This is a genomic window from Niveispirillum sp. BGYR6, from assembly GCF_027568365.1.
Taxonomy (GTDB): Bacteria; Pseudomonadota; Alphaproteobacteria; order Azospirillales; family Azospirillaceae; genus Niveispirillum.
Genome location: NZ_JANLNL010000006.1, coordinates 288632 through 310555 on the forward strand (window position 1 = coordinate 288632; position 21924 = coordinate 310555).

A 21924-nucleotide genomic window follows, 5' to 3' on the forward strand; every position below is an offset into this window, starting at 1 on the left:
AAAGCCTTTCGACACAGGGCACGGTACAACCTTCCAGTGACCAGAGGCCGACAAAAGGCCCGAGACAAGGTCAGGGAGGAAACCGATGACGATGCAGGCTGGCTTTACCGGCCTCCGGCTGCCCGAAATTGTGCTGATGGCGGGGTCCGACCTGCTGCCCGTGCGGAATTGGCTGGATGACGAGGATCCTTGCACGGGCCGCAGCTTCACCGCCATCCCCGTGGCGGACGCGTCCGACGTTGATGCCTTCGTGCAGGCGGCCACCCGGGCGCTGCATGACCCGGCATGGCGCGACCTGACGCCGCTGGCCCGTGAACGGCTGCTGCACCGTTTCGCCGACGCCATCGAGGCCGACTTGGCCACCCTGGCGGCACTGGAGGCGCTGGACACCGGCAAGCCCGTCACCCTGGCCGAGGCTGTCGACATTCCCGCCGCCATCGGCTGGTTGCGCACCTATGCCGGCTGGCCGACGAAGATCGCCGGCCATGCCGCCTCGCTTTCCGCCACGCCGGGCCGGTTCCATGCCTATACGCGGCGGGAGCCGGTGGGCGTGGTCGCCGCCATCACCCCCTGGAACTTCCCCATCGTGCTGTCGATGTGGAAGATTGCCCCGGCCCTGGCGGCCGGCTGCACCATCGTGCTGAAGCCGGCGGCGGAAACCCCCCTTTCCGCCCTGCGCCTAGCGGAAATCGCGCGGGAGGTGGGTCTGCCACCGGGCGTGTTCTCCGTCGTCACCGGCGATGGGGCCACCGGTGCCGCCTTGGCCGCCCATCCGGGCATCGCCAAGGTCGCCTTCACCGGCTCCACCCGCACCGGTCAGGCGATCCTGGCGGCCTCTGTCCCCGATATCAAGCGGGTGACCCTGGAACTGGGCGGCAAGTCACCCACCATCATCACCGCCGATGCCGATCTGGATCGCGCCATCCCGCAGGCGGCGATGGGCTGTTTCTTTAATTCCGGTCAGGTTTGCTATGCCGGGACAAGGCTTTACGTCCACCGCTCCGTCTATGAACGGGTGCTGGACGGGATTGCCGCTGTCGCCGCCAGCCAGAAGATCGGCCCCAGCGGCGACCGGTCCAGCCAGTTGGGCCCCCTGATCAGCCGCCGTCAGCATGAAAAGGTGGCCGGCTTTGTGGAACGGGCCCGCGCCGCCGGCATCCATGCCGTCGGCGCCGAGATCCCCGTTCCAGACGAGGGCCATTATGTCGCCCCCACCCTGCTGCGCGATGTGCCGCCGGATGCGGAGGTGGCACGGGAGGAGGTGTTCGGCCCCGTGCTGGCCGCCAGTGCCTTCGACGATCTGGACGAGGCCATCGCGCTGGCCAATGACAGCGAATATGGTCTGGCCGCGCACATCTTCACCCGCGATCTGGCCACTGCCCACCATGCGGGTGCGACGCTCCAGGCCGGTACGGTATTCGTCAATTGCGTGCTGCTGGCCGACCCCTCGCTGCCCTTCGGCGGGATGAAGAAATCCGGCCTGGGGCGGGAGAATGGGGCCGCCGTGCTGGAGGCCTATCTGGAACCCAAGTCCGTGGTGGTGGCGCTATGACCGATCACACAACCGACGACCCGACCCGTTCCGGCGGCTGTCTGTGCGGTCGGGTCCGCTATCAATTCACCGGCGATCCGCTGATGGTGGCGGCCTGCCATTGCCGGCATTGCCAACGGCAATCCGGTACCGCCTTTTCCCTGGTCTGCGTGGTGACGGACGACCAGTACCGCCAGCAGGGCGAGACCCGTGTCTTTCAAGACAAAGGCGACAGCGGCGCGGCGGTGTACCGCCATTTCTGCGCCCATTGCGGATCGCCCATCCTATCCGCCGTGGGCATCCTGCCGGGCCTGACCATCATCAAGGCGGGAACGCTGGACGATCCGTCCCCCTGGCGGCCCACGGCCGAAGCCTATTGCGACACCGCCCTGCCCTGGCTGCCCGTGCTGGCGGCCGAACGGCACCCGCGCTCCAACATCGGACAGGAATGATGAGCAGACTTTTCCAACTGGACGGCAAGGTCGCCTGGGTCACCGGGGCGGGATCGGGCATCGGCCGGACCGCCGCCCTGACATTGGCAGACCAGGGGGCGGCCCTGGTCGTCAGCGACATCAACCCCGCAGGGCTGGCGGAAACGGCCTCGCTGCTGGGCGACCGCCCCCATCTGGCGCTGCCCCATAACGTTACCAGCGAAGAACAATGGGCGGACGGCGCCGCCCGCATCGATGAGCGGTTCGGCCGGCTGGATATCCTGGTCAATAATGCCGGCATCATGGTGTCCCGACCCTTTGAACTGGCGCCGCTGGAACTGTTGCAGCGTCAGCAGCGGATCAATGTCGACAGCGTCTATATCGGTATGCAGACGGCCCTGCCGCTGATGCGCAAGGCGATGGCCGCGGGGGCTGCGGGGGCTTCCATCATCAATATCGCCTCGGTCTATGGCATGGTCGCCGGCGCGCAGTTCGCCGCCTACAGCGCCACCAAGGGGGCCGTCCGGGCGCTGTCGCGCGCCGTGGCCTTTGAGCTGGCGAAAACCGGCATCCGCGTCAATTGCGTTCTGCCGGGACCGGTGCAGACCAACCTGGGTGCCGACTGGGAACCGCCGAAGGGCCCGGATGGCGCACCCATCCCGCCGGATGTGGCGCTGGCGGCCTGGGCAGCGATGATCCCGATGGGCCGGCTGGGACAGGCGCAGGACATCGCCCCGCTGATCGCCTTCCTGGCCAGCGACAATGCCGCCTTCATCACCGGCGCGGAATTCGTCGCCGATGGTGGCTACACTGTTGCCTGAGAGGCCGCCCATGCACATCACAGCAGCCGTCACCCACGCCCCGCAATCGGATTTCAGGCTGCAGCGCGTGCGAATGGAAAAGCCGCGCGGCAAGGAGGTGCGGGTCCGCATCGCCGGCGTCGGCCTCTGCCATACCGACCTTGTCGCCCGTGACCAGTTGATCCCCATCCCGCTTCCCGCCGTGCTGGGCCATGAAGGGGCCGGCGTGGTGGAAGCGGTGGGGGAAGAGGTCACCAAGGTGAGGCCGGGTGATACGGTCGTGCTGGGCTTCCACAGTTGCGGCACCTGCGCCCGCTGTCGTCAGGATCTGCCATCCTATTGCCGCGACTTCCCCATGCTGAACTATCTGGGCACAAGGCCCGACGGCAGCAGTGGCCTCAGCCAGGAAGATGGCAGCCCGCTTTCCGCGCATTTCTTCGGCCAATCGAGCTTTGCCAGCCATGCGCTGGCCCATGAACGCAATGTCGTGAAGGTGGATGCATCCGGTCTGGACCTGTCGATCCTGGGGCCGCTGGGCTGCGGCTTCCAGACGGGGGCGGGCGGCGTCATGCGTTCACTGGCCTGTCATCCGGGCAGCAGCATCGCCGTGTTCGGTGGCGGGCCGGTGGGGCTGGCCGCCGTGATGGGCGCCGTCATCCAGCAATGCGCCACCATCATCCTGGTGGAACCCGTGGCCGCCCGGCGGCAGATAGCGCTGGAACTGGGGGCGACGCATGTCATCGATCCCGCCGCCGGCGACGTGACGGCCGCCATCCGCGCCATCCTGCCCGACGGTGTGGATTACGGGTTTGAGACCAGCGGGCGGGAAGATGTGGTCGCCGCCGCCCTGGCGGCGCTGGCCAGCCATGGCCTGCTGGGCCTGGTGGGAGTGCCGCCCCGGCTGGACAGCAGCCTGTCCATCAACCTCGTTTCCCTGATCACCTATGGTCATCGCATCGTCGGTATCATCGAAGGCGACAGCGATCCCGACCGGTTCATCCCGGAACTGATCGCCCTGCACCGTCAGGGCCGCTTCCCCTTTGACCGGCTGATCCAAACCTTCCCGCTTTCCGACATCAACGAGGCGGTCGCCACCCAGCATCGTGGTGGCTGCATCAAGGCCGTGCTGCTGCCCTGAAGCCTCTCAGCATCAAGGAATTTCCAATCATGCAGATTAATGGACAGGCCGGCATCGTCACCGGTGGCGCCTCAGGTCTGGGCGGAGCTACAGCCGCACGGCTGGCCCGCGCCGGGGCCAGGGTCACCATCTTTGACCTGAACGCCGAGTTGGGGACTGCCCATGCCGCCGCCATCGGCGGGCATTTCATCAAGGTCGATGTCACCGACGAAGCGGCGGTTGAGGCGGCACTTGCCGAAGCCGAGGGGCTGCATGGCAAGGCCCGCATCCTGGTCAATTGTGCCGGCATCGGCCCGCCGGCCAAGGTGATCGGCCGCGACGGCAAAGCCATCCCCCTGGCCGATTTCACGAAAATCGTGAATATCAACCTGAATGGCAGTTTCAACGTCCTGTCCAAGTTTGCGGCCCGTATCCATGACGCCGACACGGTGGGGCCGGAGGAACGCGGCGTCATCATCAATACCGCGTCGGTCGCCGCCTATGACGGCCAGATCGGTCAGGCCGCCTATGCGGCATCCAAGGGGGCCATCGTCGGCATGACCCTGCCGATTGCGCGCGAATTCGCCCGCTATGGCATCCGCGTCATGACCATTGCCCCCGGCATCTTCTGGACCCCGCTGCTGGCCACGCTGCCGGAAGAGGCGCAGGCATCGCTGGGCCGCCAGGTTCCCTTCCCCTCGCGCCTGGGTCAGCCGGACGAATATGCGCAACTGGTGGAAAGCATCGTCAGCAACCCCATGCTGAACGGCGAGACCATCCGCCTGGACGGCGCCATCCGGATGGCCCCGAAATGAGCGGCGTCGGCATGGAGAAAACGCTGGAAATCGCCGCGCGGGTGGAACGGTTCGTCCGCGATGTGGTGGTCCCCTATGAGAAGGACCCCAGGCGTGACCATCACGACTGCCCCACCGAAGAACTGGTGGCGGACCTGAAGGACAAGGCGCGGGCGGCCGGTGTGCTGACCCCGCATATCCTGCCCGACGGCAGCCACCTGTCACAGCGGGAAACCGCCATCGTGCTGGCCCGCACGGGCCTGTCGCCGCTGGGACCGCTGGCCTGCAACACGGCCGCCCCGGACGAGGGCAACATGTATCTGCTGGGCAAAGTGGGCAGCCCGGAGATCAAGAAACGGTTCCTGGAACCGTTGATCCAGGGCCGGGCGCGTTCCGCCTTCTTCATGACCGAACCGGCAGAAGATGACGGGGCCGGCTCCGACCCGTCGATGATGCGCACCACCTGCCGGCCTGATGGCAATCATTGGGTCATTGATGGGCGCAAGGCCTTCATCACCGGGGCCCAGGGGGCACAGATCGGCATCGTCATGGCCAAGGCCGAGCAGGGTGCCTGCATGTTCCTGGTCGACCTGCCCGACCCCGCAATCCGCATCGAGCGCGTGCCCAACACCATCGACAGTTCCATGCCCGGCGGCCATGCCGTGGTGCGTATCGAAGGCCTGCGCGTGCCCGCCGACCAGATGCTGGGCAATCCTGGCGAGGGCTTCACCCTGGCGCAGGTCCGGCTGTCGCCTGCCCGCCTGTCCCATTGTATGCGCTGGCTGGGTGCCTGCATCCGCGCCAATGAAATCGCCACCGACTATGCCAACCGCCGCCACGCCTTCGGCAAGCTGCTGATCGAGCATGAAGGCGTGGGCTTCCAACTGGCCGACAATCTGATCGACCTGAAACAGGCCGAACTGATGATCGACTGGTGCGCCGGCGTGCTGGACACGGGCTCCCTGGGGGTCGCCGAAAGCTCCATGGCCAAGGTCGCCGTATCGGAGGCGCTGATGCGCGTGGCCGATCGCTGCGTGCAGGTGATGGGCGGGTCAGGCCTCACCGGCGACAGCATCGTGGAACAGGTGTTCCGCGAAATCCGCGCCTTCCGCATCTATGACGGCCCGACGGAGGTGCATAAATGGAGCCTGGCCAAGAAGGTCCGCCGCGACTGGAAGGCGGGGCAATCATGAACGCGCTGGGGCAGGATGCCAATGCCGGCACCACGGCAGTGCGCGAAGGCCTGCGCTTCGATGAGCAGGCCCTGGCCGGATGGCTGAGCACGCATGTGGATGGGTTCAAGGGCCCCTTGCGGGTGGAACAGTTCAAGGGCGGGCAATCCAACCCGACCTACAAGCTGGTGACGCCCGGTCGTAGCTATGTCATGCGACGCAAGCCGCCTGGCCCCCTGCTGAAGGGCGCGCACGCGGTGGAACGGGAGGCGCGCGTGCTGACCGCCCTCGGCCGCGCGGAATTTCCGGTCCCCCATGTGCATGGGCTGTGCACCGATGACGGCATCATCGGCAGTTGGTTTTATGTCATGGAGATGGTGGAAGGCCGCATCTTCTGGGATGCCACCTTCCCCGGTCTGGACCGGGCCGACCGCCCCGCCTATTTCGATGCCATGAATGACACCATGGCCCGGCTGCACCGGCTGGACGCCGATGCGCTGGGGCTGGGTGATTATGGCAAGGCCGGCAACTATTTCGAACGCCAGATCGCCCGCTGGTCGCGCCAGTATCTGGAGGATACCGACGCCGGCCGCGACCCTGACATGGATGCACTGGTCGAAGCCCTGCCCAACCTGATCCCGGCCGGAGAGGAAAGCGCCATCGTCCATGGCGATTTCCGCTGCGACAACATGATCTTCCATCCCACAGAGCCGCGCGTGGTGGCCGTGCTGGATTGGGAATTGTCGACCCTGGGCCACCCTTTGGCCGATTTCGCCTATCACGCCATGATGTACCAGATGCCGCCCGACATCGTTGCGGGCCTGGCCGGCGCCGATCTGGCGGCGCTGAACATCCCGGTCGAGGCGGATTATGTGCAGGCCTATTGCCGGCGCACGGGCCGCAGCGACATCCCGTCCTGGGATTTCTATGTGGCGTTCAATTTCTTCCGGCTGGCCGCCATCTTCCACGGCATCAAGGGCCGCGTCGTGCGGGGCACGGCATCATCGGCCCATGCCCGTGAACGCGCCACCAGCTTTCCCCGTCTGGCGTCCCTGGCCCGCCAGTCATTGGAGAAGTGCCGATGACCGACACGCCCTTGCTGTTCACCGTCAACGGGGCCATTGCCACCCTGACCCTGAACCGGCCTGCCGCTGGCAATGCCATCAACCTACCGTTGGCCCAGGCGCTGCTGAAGGCCGCCATTCGCGTCGACCAGGACGAGAGCATCCGCTGCGTCGTGCTGACGGGGGCCGGGCGGCTGTTTTGCGCCGGTGGCGACCTGTCCGCCTTTGCGGCGGCGGGGGATCAGGTGCCGGCCTTCCTCAGCGAGCTGGCGGGCACGCTGCATATGGCCATCAGCCGGTTGCAGCGCATGGCAAAGCCGCTGCTGGTGCTGGTCAATGGCCCGGCGGCGGGCGCGGGCCTGTCGCTGTCGCTGATCGGGGATATCGTCATCGCCGCCCGCTCCGCCCATTTCACCGCCGCCTATGGCAGCGTCGGCCTGTCGCCCGATGGCGGCATGTCCTGGCTGCTGCCCCGGCTGGTGGGGATGCGCCGCGCGCAGCAGATGATCATCGCCAACCAGCGCATATCGGCGCCGGAAGCCGCTTCCATCGGTCTGGTCACCAGCATGGTGGAGGATGCCGATCTGGCAGGGGCCGGCGATGAAGCCGCCCGCACCCTGGCCGCCGCCCCCACGCGGGCGGTTGGTGCCGCCCGCAACCTGCTGCTGGACAGTTTCGATGGGTCGCTGGAGGCCCATCTGGAGCGCGAGACCCGCCGCATCGCTGCATCCGGCGCCACCCATGATTGCCGCGAGGGCGTCACCGCCTATCTCGCGCGCCGCAAACCCGTTTTCACAGGAGCTTGAGATGGCAGAGGCCTATATCGTCGAAGCCGTGCGCACCGCTGGCGGTCGCCGCAATGGCAAGCTGGCCGGCTGGCATCCGGCCGACATGGCAGGCGAAGTGCTGAACGCCATCCTGGACCGGTCCGGGCTGGACCCGGCGGTGGTGGAAGATGTGATCCTGGGCTGCGTCACCCAGGCCGGTGAGCAGTCTTTCGCGTTTGCCCGCAACGCCGTGCTGGCCTCCAAACTGCCGCAGAGCGTGCCGGCGGTGACCATCGACCGGCAATGCGGCTCCTCCCAGCAGGCGGTGCAGTTCGCAGCGCAAGCCGTGATGTCGGGCACGCAGGATGTCGTCATCGCCGCCGGGGCAGAGAGCATGACCCGCGTGCCCATGTTCACCAACCTGTCGCTGCATGAAAAGGCAGGGATCGGGACCGGCCCCGTCAGCCCGCGCATCCGCGAACGGTTCGGCGTTACGGCCTTCAGCCAGTTCCAGGGCGCAGAAATGATCGCCCGCAAATATGGTTTCGACCGGGAGAACCTGGACCGGTTCGCGCTGGAAAGCCACCGCCGCGCCGCCGCCGCCACCAAGGCCGGTGCCTTCGAGCTGGAGATTGTGCCTCTGTCCGTGGATGGCGTGCCGCATGTGGTGGATGAAGGCATCCGCTTCGATGCCAGCCTGGAAGGCATCGCCTCGGTGAAGCTGCTGCAGGAGGGCGGCGTGATCTCCGCCGCCAATGCCAGCCAGGTCTGCGACGGCGCCTCGGCCGCCCTGGTGGTCAGCGAACGCGCCCTGCGCCAACACAATTTGACCCCCATCGCCCGTATCGTGAACATGACGGTGACGGCAGGCGATCCGGTGATCATGCTGGAGGAGCCAATCCCCGCAACAAGGCGCGCCCTGCAACGCGCCGGCCTGTCCATCGACGATATCGACCTTTACGAGGTGAACGAGGCGTTTGCACCCGTGCCGCTGGCCTGGATGCAGACGCTGGGGGCCGATCCGGATCGCCTGAACGTCAATGGCGGGGCCATCGCGCTGGGCCACCCGCTGGGCGCCAGCGGCACCAAGCTGATGGCCACGCTGATCCATGCGCTGCGGGCACGCGGCCTGCGCTATGGGTTGCAGACCATGTGCGAGGGTGGCGGCATCGCCAATGTCACGATCCTGGAGGCCCTGTAATGGCCATCCGCACCCGCATCACGGAACTGCTGGGCATCGAACATCCCATCGTGCAAGGGGGCATGATGTGGGTGGGCAGAGCCGAACTGGCCGCCGCCGTGTCCAATGCCGGCGGCCTGGGCATCCTGACCGCCCTGACCCAGCCCACGCCCGACGATCTGCGGCGGGAGATCGACCGCTGCCGGGCGATGACCGACAAGCCTTTCGGCGTGAACCTGACCATCCTCCCGTCCGTCAACCCGCCGCCTTATGCCGAATATCGCCGCGCCATCATCGACAGCGGGGTGCGCATCGTGGAGACGGCGGGGCACCAGCCGCAGGAGCATGTGGAGGATTTCAAGGCCCACGGTATCACCGTCCTGCATAAATGTACCGCCGTGCGCCATGCCCTGTCAGCGGAGCGTATGGGCGTGGATGCCATCTCCATCGACGGGTTCGAATGTGCCGGCCATCCCGGAGAGGATGACATTCCAGGATTGGTCCTGATCCCTGCCGCCGCCGACAAGGTGCGCGTGCCGATGATCGCCAGCGGCGGCTTCGGCGACGGGCGCGGGCTGGCGGCAGCCCTGGCGCTGGGGGCCGACGGCATCAATATGGGCACCCGCTTCTGCGCGACCGTGGAAGCGCCCATCCATGAGGCGGTGAAACAATTCATCGTGGCCAATGACGAACGCGCCACCCGCCTGATCTTCCGCAAATTCCACAATACCGGCCGAGTCGCCCGCAACAGCGTGTCGGATCAGGTGGTGGACATTTCCAACCGCCCCGACGCGGTATTCGAGGATATCCGGCATCTGGTGTCGGGTGCCAAGGGGCGGCAGGCGCTGGAAAGTGGCGATCTGGATGCCGGCCTGATCTGGGCTGGACAGGTGCAGGGGCTGATCCACGACATCCCCACCTGCGCGCAACTTTTGGCCCGCATTGTGGGTGAGGCGGAAACCATCATCCGCGGCCGGCTGACCTCCCTGCTGCATTGAAGAAGCCATCCTGCGCGGCCTGACAGTTTCGACCGAACAGGGGATGCGGGAGGAATGGGATTATCCCGCCATGAAAGCCATGCTGGCATCGGCCGATGCCATCGAAGGCCCCGCCGCCTTTGCCGAAAAGCACCCGCCGCGCTGGATCGGGCGGTAAAATGCCTCAAACTGAAACCGGCGGCAGGGATGCCCCGCCGCCGGCTCCTTTTCCATCCATTGAAACAAGCGGTTATTGCAACGTCGCCGACCCTTTGTTGCGACGATAGGCGCTGGGCGTGCGGCCCGTCGCCTGACGGAAGATACGGGTGAAGTGGCTCTGGCTGGCGAAACCCAGCGTATCGGACAACTCGCCCAGGCCCAGATCAGTCTGCACCAGCAATTGCTGCGCCCGCTCCAACCGCACCCGCATGACGAACTGATGCGGGCTCTCCCCCGTCGCCTTCTTGAAGACGCGGCAGAAATGCGATGAGGTCAGGCCGGCGCGGGCCGCCAGATCCTCCAGCGAATGGTCCGCACCCGGATTGCGCTGGATGGAATTGATGACGTTATGGACGCGATAGGCCGAGCAATCGGCCGTTGGAATGGCCTGTGCCGGGCGCTGGCGGGAACCGTAGGTGACATGGGCCTTCAGTGCGGCCAGCAGCGTATCGATATAGATCGCCCGCTCCGGCGTTCGCTCCTCATAGCATTCGGCCAGCAATTGCTGCGTCAGCGCCGTGCCCAGCGGATCGGAGAAGGCAAAGCGCATACGCCTGGCCTTGTCCAGACCGGGGGTGCCCTGGATGGCCGCCATATCCGGGCTGAACGTCACCACGTCCAACTCACCATCAACCAGCCAGCGCGTCGACTGGCCCGCCGGCACGATGGTCGCCTGGCTGGGAGCGGAGAAACTCTCGCTCCAGCTGCCCTGCATCCAGGTCCGTACCCGTGGCTTGCCACCGATATGGACCACGAATAACGGTGTCGGCAGGGCCGGCAGATCATAGCTGCCAACAAACTGCCGCCACCGCGACAGACACCATCCGTCACCCGGCGGCTGAAGGACCATGTCGGGTCCCCTTCCCAGATGATCGGCAATGATGGCCTCAGAAGTCAGTTTCTTACCTGGGATCTTATTATGGTTCATTGGGCACCTCCCCGTCGCCATTACGACAGCAGCACCACATTAAGGTCCTTCAGCCCGTTGATAAAGTTCGATCTGAAACGTTTTGGTCTGCCAACGACTTCAAACGCCGACACCCGGCGGGCCAGATGTTCGAAAGCCACCCGCAACTGCATCTCCGCCAGCCGGAAACCCAGGCAGGAATGCTGACCCGTGCCGAAGCCCAGATGGCGGATATTGCTGCGCGTGATGTCGAACCGGTCCGGGTCGGCAAATTCGCTTTCATCACGGTTGGCGGCGGCGAACCAGGTGACGATCTTGTCGCCTTTGGCGATCTTCTGGCCGCCGACCTCCGTATCCGCCATGGCGGTACGGCGCATATGCATCACCGGCGTGGCATAGCGCACCATCTCCCGCACCGCCGTCTTCATCAAGCCGGGATCGGCCCGCAGACGGCGCCATTCATCTGGAAACTGGGCAAAGGCGGCGATGGAATGCGACAGGGAATTGCGCGTCGTCTCATTGCCACCGACCAGCACCAGGATCAGGTTACCGACGAAATCCGCCTCACTGACCGGCTGGTCGCCGACCTTGGCATTGGCCAGCAGGGAGGCGACATCGCTGCCCGGCCGGGCGCGGCGATCCACGAACAGCTCATGGGCAAAGGCCAGAAATTCCCCCATCGTGGCGGCCAGCGCCTCCGGCGATTGCCGGAAATCGGGGTCATCCTCCCCCACGAAGGCGTTGGTCCAGTGGTAGAGCTGCTTCCACATCTCGCTGGGCAGGTTCAGCAGTTCCGCCAGCGTCAGCAGCGGCAGCGGGGCCGACAGCAGGGGCACCACATCCACCGGACTGTCATTGGGGATCTGCTCCAGCAGGTCGGACACGCGTTTGTTGATCCGCGCCTCGATATCCTCCAGCCGGTTCGGCGTCAGGCTGGGCATGAGGGCGCGGCGATATTGCGTGTTGACAGGTGGGTCCTGGGAAATGAAGGGGGTGCCGATCGCGGCCTCCCCCGAATTGGTCAAGCCCACCTCATTCTCGTTGAAGATCCGGTGCCCGCCATTCTCCCGCGCCGACGAGAACAGGTCGGGCTTGCCCAGAACGCTCACGATATCGTTGTAGCGTGTCACTGCCCAGAAGCCGGTACCATCGGCCTCCGGGTTCCAATGGACCGGGGATTCGCGGCGTAACCGCGCAAATGTCGTGTGTGGAACCCCTTCGACATACAGGTCGGGGTCCTTCAGGTCGGGAAATCCGTTGCCGATATGGCCCATGGCATATCTCCTGGATCAGAAGCTGTAACGCAGGGAGGCACCAAAGGTGCGCGGCGACTTGGGCACCAGGAAGGGATAAGGGAAGCCCGCACCGCGCAGGTCCAGCCCGTAGCCATAGGCCTTGGTGTTGAACAGGTTGTTGGCGAATACCGACAGGCGCAGGCCGTCACGCTCCCAGGCCAGATTAGCATTCACCATCGTGTAGCCGCCCTGCTGCAATTCCTGGTTCGCCTGCGTGGCCAGCGGATTGACGTCGTTGAAAGGCGAGAACCATTGCCGGCTGAAATAGCTGGCGGTGGGGCTGAAGGTGATGGCTCCCTCGGCCAGTTCCGCCACCTGCCAGTCGAAGCCCAACTGCGCCGTGAGCTTCGGTGCGAAGGGCAGTTCATTGCCGCTGAGATCCGCACCTTGCAGCGTCAGTTCCTTGTACTTCGTATCCAGCAGGCCCATGGAGCCATTGACGGAGAAGGTGCCGCTGACCCGCAGGTTGAACTCCGCCTCCGCCCCCAGCACCCGGGATTTGGGGGCGTTGACCAGGATGTTGGTGGGGCCGGGCTGCAGATCCTGAACCTGCTGATTGCGGTAATCGTAATAGAACAGGGCGCCGGACAGGCTCAGCCGGTTATCCAGATAGCGGCCCTTGGCACCGATCTCATAGGCGTTCACCTTCTCCGGATCGACATAGTTGATGCCTTTGGAGGAGGTGTAGCTGCCACCATTGAAGGCACCAGACCGGTAGCCGCGATTATAGCTGGCATAAAGCAGCGTGCCGTCCTCGAACTTATAGCTGAGCGCCACACGGCCGGTCAGCGCGCTGCCATCGCCATCCAGATTGAAGCGGGCATTGGGGTTATAGGCGCAGGTGCCCGCCGCCCCGGCGCACGGCACGGTGGTGGCCAGCGGGCTGGGCGTGCCACGGAACTTGCCGGCAAACAGATAGGCGGTACCATCCTCATAACGGGATGTGTCCCAGGTATAGCGGGCACCCACGGTCAGGGTCAGGGGATCGGACAGGTCGTAATCCACCTGACCGAACAGGGCCTTGGATTTGCGGACCTGTTTGTAATGCTGGAAGAAGCCGCCATCGACACCTGGCGCCAGCATGGAACCGATATTGAACAGATTGTCGGTTTCCACCGTGTCGCGGCCATAGATGCCGCCGGCCACCAGCGTATAGCCGTCACCACCATAATTCGCACGCAGTTCCTGGTTGAACTGCTTGTAATCGGACTGCCAGTTAATGTTCAGAATGACCAGAGGTGACCCGTCGGACGCCTGCTGAAGGTTCTGTTTGCCACCATCATAGGAGGTGATGGAGGTGATGCTGAGGCTGTCGGAGACATTCCAGGCGATGTTGGCCGACGTGCCCCAGGCATCCGTCTTGTTATCGCCGATACTGTCCTCATTCACCTCGAAGAAACCCAGACCCTGCCGATAGGGCAACAGGCCATGAACGGCGGCCTGCGTGCCCCGGTCACGGCCGGCATAGGCCTTGAGATTGATATCCACGTCCCCATCGCCGGGCACGACGCGCAGGCTGAACCGGCCCTGCAATGTGTCGCTGCTGTTGGGATCGCGGCCACCGGGATAGACATTCTTGATCTGGCCGTCGCCCTTTTTGTAGTTCACGGCGGCACGCACGCCGACATGATCCTCTGCCAGCGTGGCCTCTGCCGCACCTTGGGCCGTCAGCGTGTTGAAATTGCCATATCCGATCTCCGCATAGCCCTCATTGCCGTTCAGGCGCGGGCCGCGGGTGATGAAGTTGATGGCACCACCCGTGGTGTTGCGGCCGAACAGGGTACCCTGCGGACCGCGCAACACCTCCACCCGTTCCAGGTCGAACAGGCCCATGCCATGGCTGGTGCGGTTGGCCAGATAGACATCGTTGATATAAACGCCGATGGGCGATGCCTGGTTCGAGTTATATTCGTTGGCCACGCTGATGCCGCGCAGGGCAAAATTCGGCTGCGTGCTGCCATAGGGACTGTTGACCTGCAGGTTCGGCACGGCCATGGCCAGATCGGCGGAATTGGTCACGCCCTTTTCAGTCAGCGCGTCGCCCGTGAAGGCGGAAATCGCCAACGGAACCTCAGTGATTGTCTGTTCACGGCGCTGGGCCGTCACGATGATTTCTTCCAGGACCGCAGGTGCTGCGGTCTGCGCCAGCCCAGCCGTCGGCATCACCAGCGCTATGGCGCTGGCGCTCATCTTGATAAAGCGCATGTAACCTCCCTAACGCCGCCACTGTCGCAATGGTGGGCGGCTGTCATTTTTGGCCGGCGGGTTCACCCGCATCAGGTGCCCTTATGCTAGATCGGTGGGCACTTGGTTTGGAATGCGCAATATCGCAGGTTTTGGCACGGTTCTGCGGTCGGTTTAGACAAAACCTACCCTGCCCTTGCCGGCACGGTCTGTACCGGCAATCACGTCGACATGGAGGTGCCGACAGCACCGCTCCCCACCAATCAAAATGAAGAGGAACCAGCCCCATGCCCACCATCACCGTCATCAGCCAGACAGGCGAGGAGCGACAGGTCGACGCTGAAATCGGCAAGACACTGATGCAGGTGGTCCGCGATGACAGTGGATTTGAGGACCTGATCGCCATGTGCGGCGGCTGCCTGTCCTGCGCGACCTGCCATGTGCATGTGGAAGGGGCGGTCGAGGGGGCCCTGCCCCAGCTTGGCCCTGATGAGGATGATCTGTTGGCGGGGTCGCCCGATAGAAGTGCCGGATCCAGACTGTCCTGCCAGATCCCGATGACCGAAAAGTTGGCCGGCATCCGGGTGCGGATTGCGGATGATGGCTGACACTTCTTCATGACCTGTCAGCCGCCTCTGACCTGCTCTCCTAACCTGAAAAATTCACCATGCTGGCGGGTTTAAGCAGTGATTGAACGCTATCCTGACGGCAATTTCCCTTTGGAACTGGCACTATGCAAAGCTGCCAGCTTCACCGCATCGATATTGCGAATAATTTCTATTTCCATTAAGCAGAAGGGCAGCAGATTCGGGTAGATATGGGGATGAGGAGTGGTGGAGGGTGCGGCGGCGGCGGTGATCGGCAAACTCTATACCACCCATGCCCATTGGCTGCAGGACTGGCTGCGGCTGCGCACACGCTGTGCCAACCGGGCCGCCGATCTGACACAGGATACTTTCTGCCGATTGCTGGAACAGCCCCGCCTGCCGCCACTGGCCAGCCCGCGCGGCTATCTGGCCACGGTGGCCCGCCGTCTGCTGATCGACGATATCCGTCGGCGGGAGATCGAGCGGGCCATTGCCGATATCTGTGCCCTGCAGAACGGGGAGGCCGACCTGCTGACGCCGGAGCGTATCGCAGAAGCAGCACAGTTCCTGGATATGGTGGCCCGCCTGCTGGATACCCTGCCGGAACAGGCCCGCACGGCCTTTCTGCTCCGCCGGGTGGAGGGATTGAGCCAGCAGGAGGTGGCGACAGCGCTGGGCGTATCACTGGCCACGGTCAAGCGACATATTGCCTTGTCCTATGCAAGTTGCCTGTCGATCATGGAGGGGGCGTAACATGCCGGGGGCGGGCGCCCCATCGGCAGACCTGATCCATCAGGCGGCCCAATGGGCCGCCATGATTGATGCCGGTGATGTGACGGAAAGCGAGATGGCCGCCTGTCGGGCCTGGTGTGCGGCGGATCCGCAGCATCAGGCCCTTCTGGACCGGATGCTGGGTTTCAACGACCGGATGGCGGCAGCACCATTTGAAAAGGCGGCATTGCACCGGCTGTTGCATCGGCGATCCCGCCGCCCCCTCTTGGCTGGTGCCGCCGCCCTTCCCCTGCTGGTTGCCGGCATCTGGGCGGCATGGCAGGTGCTGCCGCTACACAGCCTGTTTGCCGATTACCGCACTGCCCCCGGCGAACAGCGCGTGGTCGATCTGGCCGATGGCAGTCGCCTGACGCTGGATACGGATGGTGCGCTGGATGTGAAACTGGGGCCGGAGCGCCGGCTGGTTCAATTGCAGCAGGGACAAATCCTGGCAGAGGTTGCCCCCGGCCGCAACCGGCCCTTCATCGTCGAAACCCCAGAAGGGACAGCAACCGCCCTGGGCACGGCCTTTATTGTGCGGCGTGAGGCGGGGGGCACGCTGGTCATGGTGGTGGAATCTCATGTCCGGGTCTGTGCGTCCGCACCGCCGGCCCATGTGCTGCCATGCCGCGATATCGGTCCCGGGGAAAGCGTGCATCTGTCTGCCCGGATGGTAACGGCCCCAAAGCGCGTGGATACTGCCCGCGCCACCCTCTGGACACAGGGGTGGCTGGAGGTGGATGACCAGGAGGTGACCGATGTACTGATCGAGTTGAACCGTTATCGGGATCAGCCCATCGGTTTCGATCCGTCTGCCCTGCGGGGCCTGCGGGTGACGGGCAGCTTCCCATTGACCGACACAGATCAGGCGCTGCAGGGGCTGGCCCGCACGGCCCGTCTGCATGTCGACCGCGATACCGATGGCCATGTCGCTGTTCGACCAGGGAATGCTGCACAAAAAAACTGAGCCGTTTTTCCGGTTCGTCCGTCCCCCTTACTGAGAGGGTTAGTTTCAAGGACGATGCCGATGTTCAGTTTTCGTAAGGCCTCCCTGCGCGGAGCCGTTGCCATGATCGCCTTGGCCGGTACCGTGTCACCCGTTGCCGGGGCCGAAGGGGTGGCCGCCGCGCCGATGACGGAATTCGATATTCCCGCCAGCTCCCTGGGGGCGGCCATCGCCCGCCTGGGGCGGCAGGCTGGCGTGATGGTGACGGTCGATCCCGCCCTGGTGCGCAATCTCCGCACCGAGGGGCTGCGCGGTCGGTACAGCGTGGCGGACGCACTGGACCGGTTGCTGGCCGGCAGTGACCGACAGGCCAGAATAGACGGGACCGGCGGCTTCATCATTGCCGCCCGTGGGAATGTCGCCAGCTCGATCCCGGAAACCGATACGGAAATCGTCGTCATCGGCACGCCGGAATCGCGTTATGTCAGCCGCACGCCACAGGCCGGCAGCCGCATTGAAAAGGACATCCTGGACACCCCCCGCTCGGTCGATGCCATCCCGGAGCAGGTGCTGCGCGACCAGCATATAAGGGAGTTGAGCGAGATCTACCGCTATTCCGCCAATGTGGTGAACAATGACGGCTATGGCGGCACGCGGGAAGATTACATTATTCGTGGTTTCCGTCGCCGCGATGATGTCTACCGTGATGGCGTGCGGCTGAAGACCAACAGCATCGTCGATCCCAGCACCGTCGCCAGCGTGGAAATCCTGAAAGGCCCTACGTCCGACATCGGCCAGATGACGCCGGGCGGGTTGGTCAACATCATCACCAAGAAGCCGCAGCTGCAGGAATACCGCCGGATTGAACTGAATACCGGCAATCAGGGGGAGCGCCAGGCCTATGCCGATATCACCGGCGGCTTTGCCGGGGACCGCTTCGCCTATCGGCTGACCGGAAGTTACGAAAATGGCCACACATTCCGCAATGACAGCAAGACCAAGCGCAGCTTTGCCAATGGCAGCCTCAGTTGGTTCGGCGACAGCGGCGCCACCGCCAATCTGACCTATGAGCATGGCGATGACGACCGGCCGATGGACCGCGGCTCTATCACCCTGCCTGTCAGCGGCAGCCTGCGCGAGGTGCCTTCCCTCCCCCGCTCGCAGCGTCTTGACGCTCCCTTTGCCCGACGCGATTCAAGCTACGATCTCGCATCGGCCGATCTGGCCATACCAGTGGCCCCGGATTGGCAGATGGAAGCGAAACTGTTGTCCAACACGGAAAAGACGGACGAAGTGCATACCGAGGTCCGCTCCATCGCCAGCAATGGCACTCTGGTGCGACGGGTGGAGGGCAATGACGACCGCGACCTGGAAACCCGGTTCGGTCGCCTGCAGATGCGCGGTCAGGGGGAGTTGGGCCTACCCTACAAGCTGGTGGCTGGTGTGGAATATCGTCGGCAGACAGAAAGCTGGATCAATTATGTCGGCGCCAACCAGAGTTTCGGCACCGCCTTCAATCCGCAATCGGAAAAACTGGTGAATGATGGGGCCAGTCCGGTGCAGCGGACGCAGCGGACGCAGCGGTCGGTGAAGCAGGAGGATTGGGGGCCTTATGTCCAGGCCGATATCCAACTGGCTGAGCCCTTGACCCTGACCCTTGGCGCCCGGCGGGAAGCCTATAAGGGTAACTTTGCCAATCAGGTGATCGTCGGCAGCGGGGGCCGTACGGCATTCTCCTATCCCACCAGCTACAAATTTACCAAGTCCGGGGCGCTGGCCTATAAGCCGGAGGAAAGCTGGACGCTCTATGCCAATTATTCCGACACGTTCCAGCCGCAGAATTTCTATGAGAACAGCACCCAGGTTTTCCCCGCCCAGGAAGGCCGGATGTATGAAGCTGGCGCCAAGAAAGCCCTGTTCGGCAACCGGCTGCTGCTGACCGCCGCCTATTTCGACATCAAGCAGAGCAATCTGGTGGAGGTTTCAAACGGGGTTCCCTTCCTGTCGGGTGGGCAAACGTCGCGCGGGGTCGAAATGGCGGTCATCGGCTCGCCCATGCGGGGATTGAATGTCCGCGCCGGGGTCGGTCATGCCGATGCGGAGGTGGTCAGCCGCGATACCGCCACCGACGGCAAGCTGCCGACCAATGTGCCGCGCTGGAACGCCAACGCCTATGTCAGCTATGAAATCAAGGACGAGGACAGCCCCCTGCGCGGTCTGGGCCTGGGTCTGGGGGCTATCTATGTTTCCAAGCGCTATGGCGATATCCAGCACAGCTTCTCGATCGGTGACTATCTCGTGGCCGACGCAACGGCCTGGTATTATCTGCCGCTGGGCACGGGTCGACAGGTTCGCCTGACCGGCGGGGTGAAGAATCTGTGGGATGAGCGCTATTACACGGCGTCCGGTGGCACCTACCGTATCGCGGTGGGGGCACCGCGCACCGTCTTCGTTGGTCTGGCGGCGGAGTTCTGAACCATGACGGCGCGTGATCAGGCGCGGGCTTGGTGCCTGCTGGCCCTGTTCGAACTGGCGGCCGGTGGTGTTGCCATTGCCCGGCTGGGCCCCGGTCCCGGCATCATCATGGCGCTCTTCCTGCTGGGCATCGGCGGCACGCTGCTCAGTTGGCTTTATCGCGGGAACCGGCGCTGATGCGCACGCTGATCGTCACCTTGCTGGCCCTGGTGCTGGGCCTGCCCGTCTGTATCGCACTTGCCGCCCTGCTGGGGCGTACGGCGGGGCTGCGGGGGGATGCGCTGGGCTTTGCCGTGCTGATCGCCGGCAATCTGGGCTGGATCGTGCTGCTGTTCGCCGCCTTGTGGCAAATAGCGAAGGAAAAGGATCGATGACCCGCAAGGAAATCGCCAAGCGGCTGCTGGCCATGCATGGGGCCATCAGCCTGGTATTCCTGTTGCTGATTTCCTGGTCGATCTGGACCGGCATCCTGTCGGTCTATGCTGATCTGGCACGCCCCTGGTTGCGGGCGGATGTCGCGGCGGCATTCGACAATCCCGCAGCTTCACCGTCGGTGGTGCTGGACTTCATCCTGCAAGGCGGCAGTTTGGGGGAGAGCTGGAATTTATTGGCCCCGACGCCGCTCCGGCCTTTCCATGTTTATGCCGGGCCCGTTCCCCCCGGCGGGGCGCCACAGGTCCTGATGGTCAATCCGGCTACCGGGCTGCGGGAACCGTGGAACAACCTGGCAGCCGATGGGTTGTTCCGTCGCATCCATACGGACCTGCTACTACCCAAACCCTGGGGACGGCTGGCCATGGGACTGGCGGGGGCGCTGATCACCATTCTGGTGGGCACCGGCCTGTTCATCCATGGCAAGCAGATTCGCGATGCCTGGCGCTGGCGACGCAGTTCACCGTTGCTGGACCTCAGCGAAAGCCACAAGCGTGTTGGGCTCTGGTTGACGCCGTTCCTGCTGCTGATGGCCCTGACAGGGGCCATTCTCGGGTTAAAGATCGCCATACCACCGGTCACGCAGGCTTTGGGCGTGGCCGTGGAGGTGCCGGAGAGACCGACCGGCACCCGGTCACTGGAACTGACAAGGTTGGATCGCTGCGTCAGCGACGCCTTGGCCGCCGCACCGGACACACGCTTTGCCGCAATCAACCGGAGCGGTGACCGGGTGGAGATCAGGCTTCTGCGCCTGCGCAGCCTGCAATGGTGGGGCGAAGGCGGGGGCAGTGCGCGCGCCCTCTGCGATCTGACCGCCGGTTCCGTCCGGCTGATTCAGACGGCCCCCTCCGGTGGCATCTGGGGGGCGCTGGAAAGCGCGCTGCGTCCCATCCACTATGCCCGCTTCGGCAGTACAGCGGTGCTGGTAGCCTATATCCTGCTCAGCCTGTTATGTCTGTGGTCGATCGACAGTGGCATGAAATTGCTGTGGCTGCGCCAGGCCGGTGACGGGGCGGACAGCGTGTCCCGTCGCCTTTATCGGGCCAACAACCAGCTTTATGGGGTTCTGCCCCTGCTGCTGCTGGCCGGCAATCTGGTTGCCGGCTGCACACCCTGGCTGCTGATGGCCTGTGCCACCCTGATCCTTGTCACGCTCAATCTCACAAGGTGGGCGGGATGGCTGCGCCATCCCGCCTTGTCCTGGGGTCTGGCGGCAGCCTATATGCTGCTGATTGCCGGGCGGCATTGGCTGTTGCCCTGGACAGGGGCCGCCTGGACCCCCGTTCTGCTCACCGATGCCAGCCTGCTGGGCATGGCTTTCTGGCTGCTGCAGCCCTGGCGCCCTTCCCCGGCAGCTGCCGACCGTGATCCTGGCCGACCGACGGGGACAAAGGAGACAAAGGGTGTCCAACACCAAACCGGATAAATCTGACCGGATAAATCCGGCCAGTCGGACAAGAAGCTGCTGCAGGATCTGTATATCGTGCAGTTCATAGGCCGTCTGGCTCAATTAGTTAAATCATCACCAGGGACTAAAGACTTACGCAATATATGTTGATACGTGATGACCTGCTCCCTGGAAATATCTCCGGCATAAAGTAGAGTCCTCCGATCGAAGGAGGGCTATTTGAGGAAGAAGAGCCGTTTCAGCGAAGAACAGATCATCGGGATCCTGCGGGAGCAGGAGGCTGGGCATAAGACGGCGGAGATTTGCCGCCGTCATGGGATTTCGGAGGCGACATTTTACGCCTGGAAATCGAAATATGGCGGGCTGGAGGTGTCTGAGGCCAAGCGCCTGAAGGGCTTGGAGGAAGAGAACAGCTGGCTGAAGAAGCTGCTGGCCGAGGCGATGCTGGACAACGCCATGCTACGCGAGGTGGCGGGAAAAAAGTGGTAAGGCCCGTCGTTCAACGCCAGACGGTTGCCTATCTGCGGGCGACGTTCGGTGTCAGCGAGCGGCGGGCCTATTCTGTTCTGAAAGTGCATCGGCGGACGATCCGCTACCGGTCGCGGCGCCCTGATGACGGTGCCTTGCGGCAAAGGCTGCGGGAACTGGCATCGGAGCGGCGGCGGTTTGGCTACCGGCGTCTGGGATGTCTGCTGGCCCGGGAGGGGATGGCGGTGAACCATAAGAAGCTGCTGCGGATTTACCGTAAGCGTCAGCCGTTCCCCGCGTTTTTTTTGTTTTTCAGGCGTTTGGCGGCAGCGTTTCTGCGGTTTGCGATGCGGCTGAGAGCGTATTGCATCGGGATTTCATCGATGGTGTGGGGATCGT

The 21924-nt window shown here is 64.2% G+C and carries 20 protein-coding genes and 1 pseudogene; 18 read left to right on the forward strand and 3 right to left on the reverse strand.

The features are described from left to right. The first annotated feature begins 85 nt into the window (after positions 1–85). The 10 genes from PCJ49_RS15095 to PCJ49_RS15140 are packed head-to-tail and all read left to right on the forward strand — an operon-like array spanning position 86 to position 9854. Positions 86–1552 (forward strand): aldehyde dehydrogenase family protein, encoded by a 1467-nt coding sequence (locus PCJ49_RS15095; protein WP_269911639.1) that lies wholly within the window; start codon positions 86–88, stop codon positions 1550–1552. Next, positions 1549–1983 carry a GFA family protein gene (locus PCJ49_RS15100; RefSeq protein WP_269911640.1) on the forward strand — a complete coding sequence of 145 codons (435 nt, stop codon included), beginning with the start codon at positions 1549–1551 and terminating at the stop codon, positions 1981–1983. Before PCJ49_RS15095 ends, PCJ49_RS15100 begins: the two co-directional genes overlap by 4 nt. Next, a complete protein-coding gene (locus PCJ49_RS15105) occupies positions 1980–2783 on the forward strand; it encodes a glucose 1-dehydrogenase (RefSeq protein WP_269911641.1) in 804 nt (267 codons plus the stop codon). The genes PCJ49_RS15100 and PCJ49_RS15105 overlap by 4 nt, the downstream gene beginning before the upstream one ends. 10 nt (positions 2784–2793) lie before the next feature. Continuing rightward, positions 2794–3900 (forward strand): NAD(P)-dependent alcohol dehydrogenase, encoded by a 1107-nt coding sequence (locus PCJ49_RS15110; protein WP_269911642.1) that lies wholly within the window; start codon positions 2794–2796, stop codon positions 3898–3900. A gap of 29 nt (positions 3901–3929) precedes the next feature. After that, complete coding sequence (locus tag PCJ49_RS15115) at positions 3930–4694, forward strand: SDR family NAD(P)-dependent oxidoreductase (protein ID WP_269911643.1); 765 nt, start codon at positions 3930–3932, stop codon at positions 4692–4694. After that, entirely contained in the window at positions 4691–5866 is a 1176-nt protein-coding gene (locus PCJ49_RS15120) for an acyl-CoA dehydrogenase family protein (RefSeq protein ID WP_269911644.1), read from the forward strand. The genes PCJ49_RS15115 and PCJ49_RS15120 overlap by 4 nt, the downstream gene beginning before the upstream one ends. Then, entirely contained in the window at positions 5863–6930 is a 1068-nt protein-coding gene (locus PCJ49_RS15125) for a phosphotransferase (protein ID WP_269911645.1), read from the forward strand. Before PCJ49_RS15120 ends, PCJ49_RS15125 begins: the two co-directional genes overlap by 4 nt. Beyond that, positions 6927–7715, forward strand: a complete 789-nt coding sequence (locus PCJ49_RS15130; protein ID WP_269911646.1) for an enoyl-CoA hydratase-related protein — start codon at positions 6927–6929, stop codon at positions 7713–7715. Before PCJ49_RS15125 ends, PCJ49_RS15130 begins: the two co-directional genes overlap by 4 nt. 1 nt (position 7716) lies before the next feature. Further along, positions 7717–8877, forward strand: coding sequence for an acetyl-CoA C-acetyltransferase (locus PCJ49_RS15135; RefSeq protein WP_269911647.1), 1161 nt, complete (start codon positions 7717–7719; stop codon positions 8875–8877). Beyond that, a complete protein-coding gene (locus PCJ49_RS15140) occupies positions 8877–9854 on the forward strand; it encodes a nitronate monooxygenase family protein (RefSeq protein WP_269911648.1) in 978 nt (325 codons plus the stop codon). The genes PCJ49_RS15135 and PCJ49_RS15140 overlap by 1 nt, the downstream gene beginning before the upstream one ends. Positions 9855–10083: 229 nt before the next feature. Here the strand turns inward: PCJ49_RS15140 and PCJ49_RS15145 are convergent, their stop codons facing one another. The 3 genes from PCJ49_RS15145 to PCJ49_RS15155 all read right to left on the reverse strand — a co-directional run bounded on the left by PCJ49_RS15145 (position 10084) and on the right by PCJ49_RS15155 (position 14459). Further along, complete coding sequence (locus PCJ49_RS15145; RefSeq protein ID WP_269911649.1) at positions 10084–10902, reverse strand: AraC family transcriptional regulator; 819 nt, start codon at positions 10900–10902, stop codon at positions 10084–10086. Positions 10903–11000: 98 nt separating this feature from the next. Further along, on the reverse strand, positions 11001–12233 hold the full coding sequence (locus tag PCJ49_RS15150) for a cytochrome P450 (RefSeq protein ID WP_269911650.1): 1233 nt from the start codon (positions 12231–12233) through the stop codon (positions 11001–11003). A 15-nt stretch (positions 12234–12248) separates the two neighbouring features. Continuing rightward, positions 12249–14459, reverse strand: a complete 2211-nt coding sequence (locus PCJ49_RS15155; RefSeq protein WP_269911651.1) for a TonB-dependent receptor — start codon at positions 14457–14459, stop codon at positions 12249–12251. Between the two features lie 266 nt (positions 14460–14725). On the opposite strand from PCJ49_RS15155, the gene PCJ49_RS15160 reads away from it, so the two are divergent. From PCJ49_RS15160 to PCJ49_RS15195, 8 genes and pseudogenes are all read left to right on the forward strand, one after another. Then, positions 14726–15046 (forward strand): 2Fe-2S iron-sulfur cluster-binding protein, encoded by a 321-nt coding sequence (locus tag PCJ49_RS15160; RefSeq protein ID WP_269911652.1) that lies wholly within the window; start codon positions 14726–14728, stop codon positions 15044–15046. 222 nt (positions 15047–15268) lie between these two features. Continuing rightward, entirely contained in the window at positions 15269–15778 is a 510-nt protein-coding gene (locus tag PCJ49_RS15165) for a sigma-70 family RNA polymerase sigma factor (protein ID WP_269911653.1), read from the forward strand. Between the two features lies 1 nt (position 15779). After that, entirely contained in the window at positions 15780–16763 is a 984-nt protein-coding gene (locus PCJ49_RS15170) for a FecR family protein (RefSeq protein WP_269911654.1), read from the forward strand. 60 nt (positions 16764–16823) lie between these two features. Next, positions 16824–19217: a TonB-dependent receptor gene (locus PCJ49_RS15175; protein ID WP_269911655.1), complete on the forward strand. Its 2394-nt coding sequence runs from the start codon at positions 16824–16826 to the stop codon at positions 19215–19217. A 3-nt stretch (positions 19218–19220) separates the two neighbouring features. Next, a complete protein-coding gene (locus PCJ49_RS15180; RefSeq protein WP_269911656.1) occupies positions 19221–19394 on the forward strand; it encodes a hypothetical protein in 174 nt (57 codons plus the stop codon). After that, on the forward strand, positions 19394–19591 hold the full coding sequence (locus tag PCJ49_RS15185) for a hypothetical protein (protein ID WP_269911657.1): 198 nt from the start codon (positions 19394–19396) through the stop codon (positions 19589–19591). The genes PCJ49_RS15180 and PCJ49_RS15185 overlap by 1 nt, the downstream gene beginning before the upstream one ends. Further along, positions 19588–21075, forward strand: coding sequence for a PepSY-associated TM helix domain-containing protein (locus tag PCJ49_RS15190; RefSeq protein WP_269911658.1), 1488 nt, complete (start codon positions 19588–19590; stop codon positions 21073–21075). The genes PCJ49_RS15185 and PCJ49_RS15190 overlap by 4 nt, the downstream gene beginning before the upstream one ends. Positions 21076–21276: 201 nt before the next feature. Further along, positions 21277–21806: pseudogene (locus tag PCJ49_RS15195) on the forward strand (transposase); the annotation flags it as partial. Positions 21807–21924: the final 118 nt, after the last annotated feature.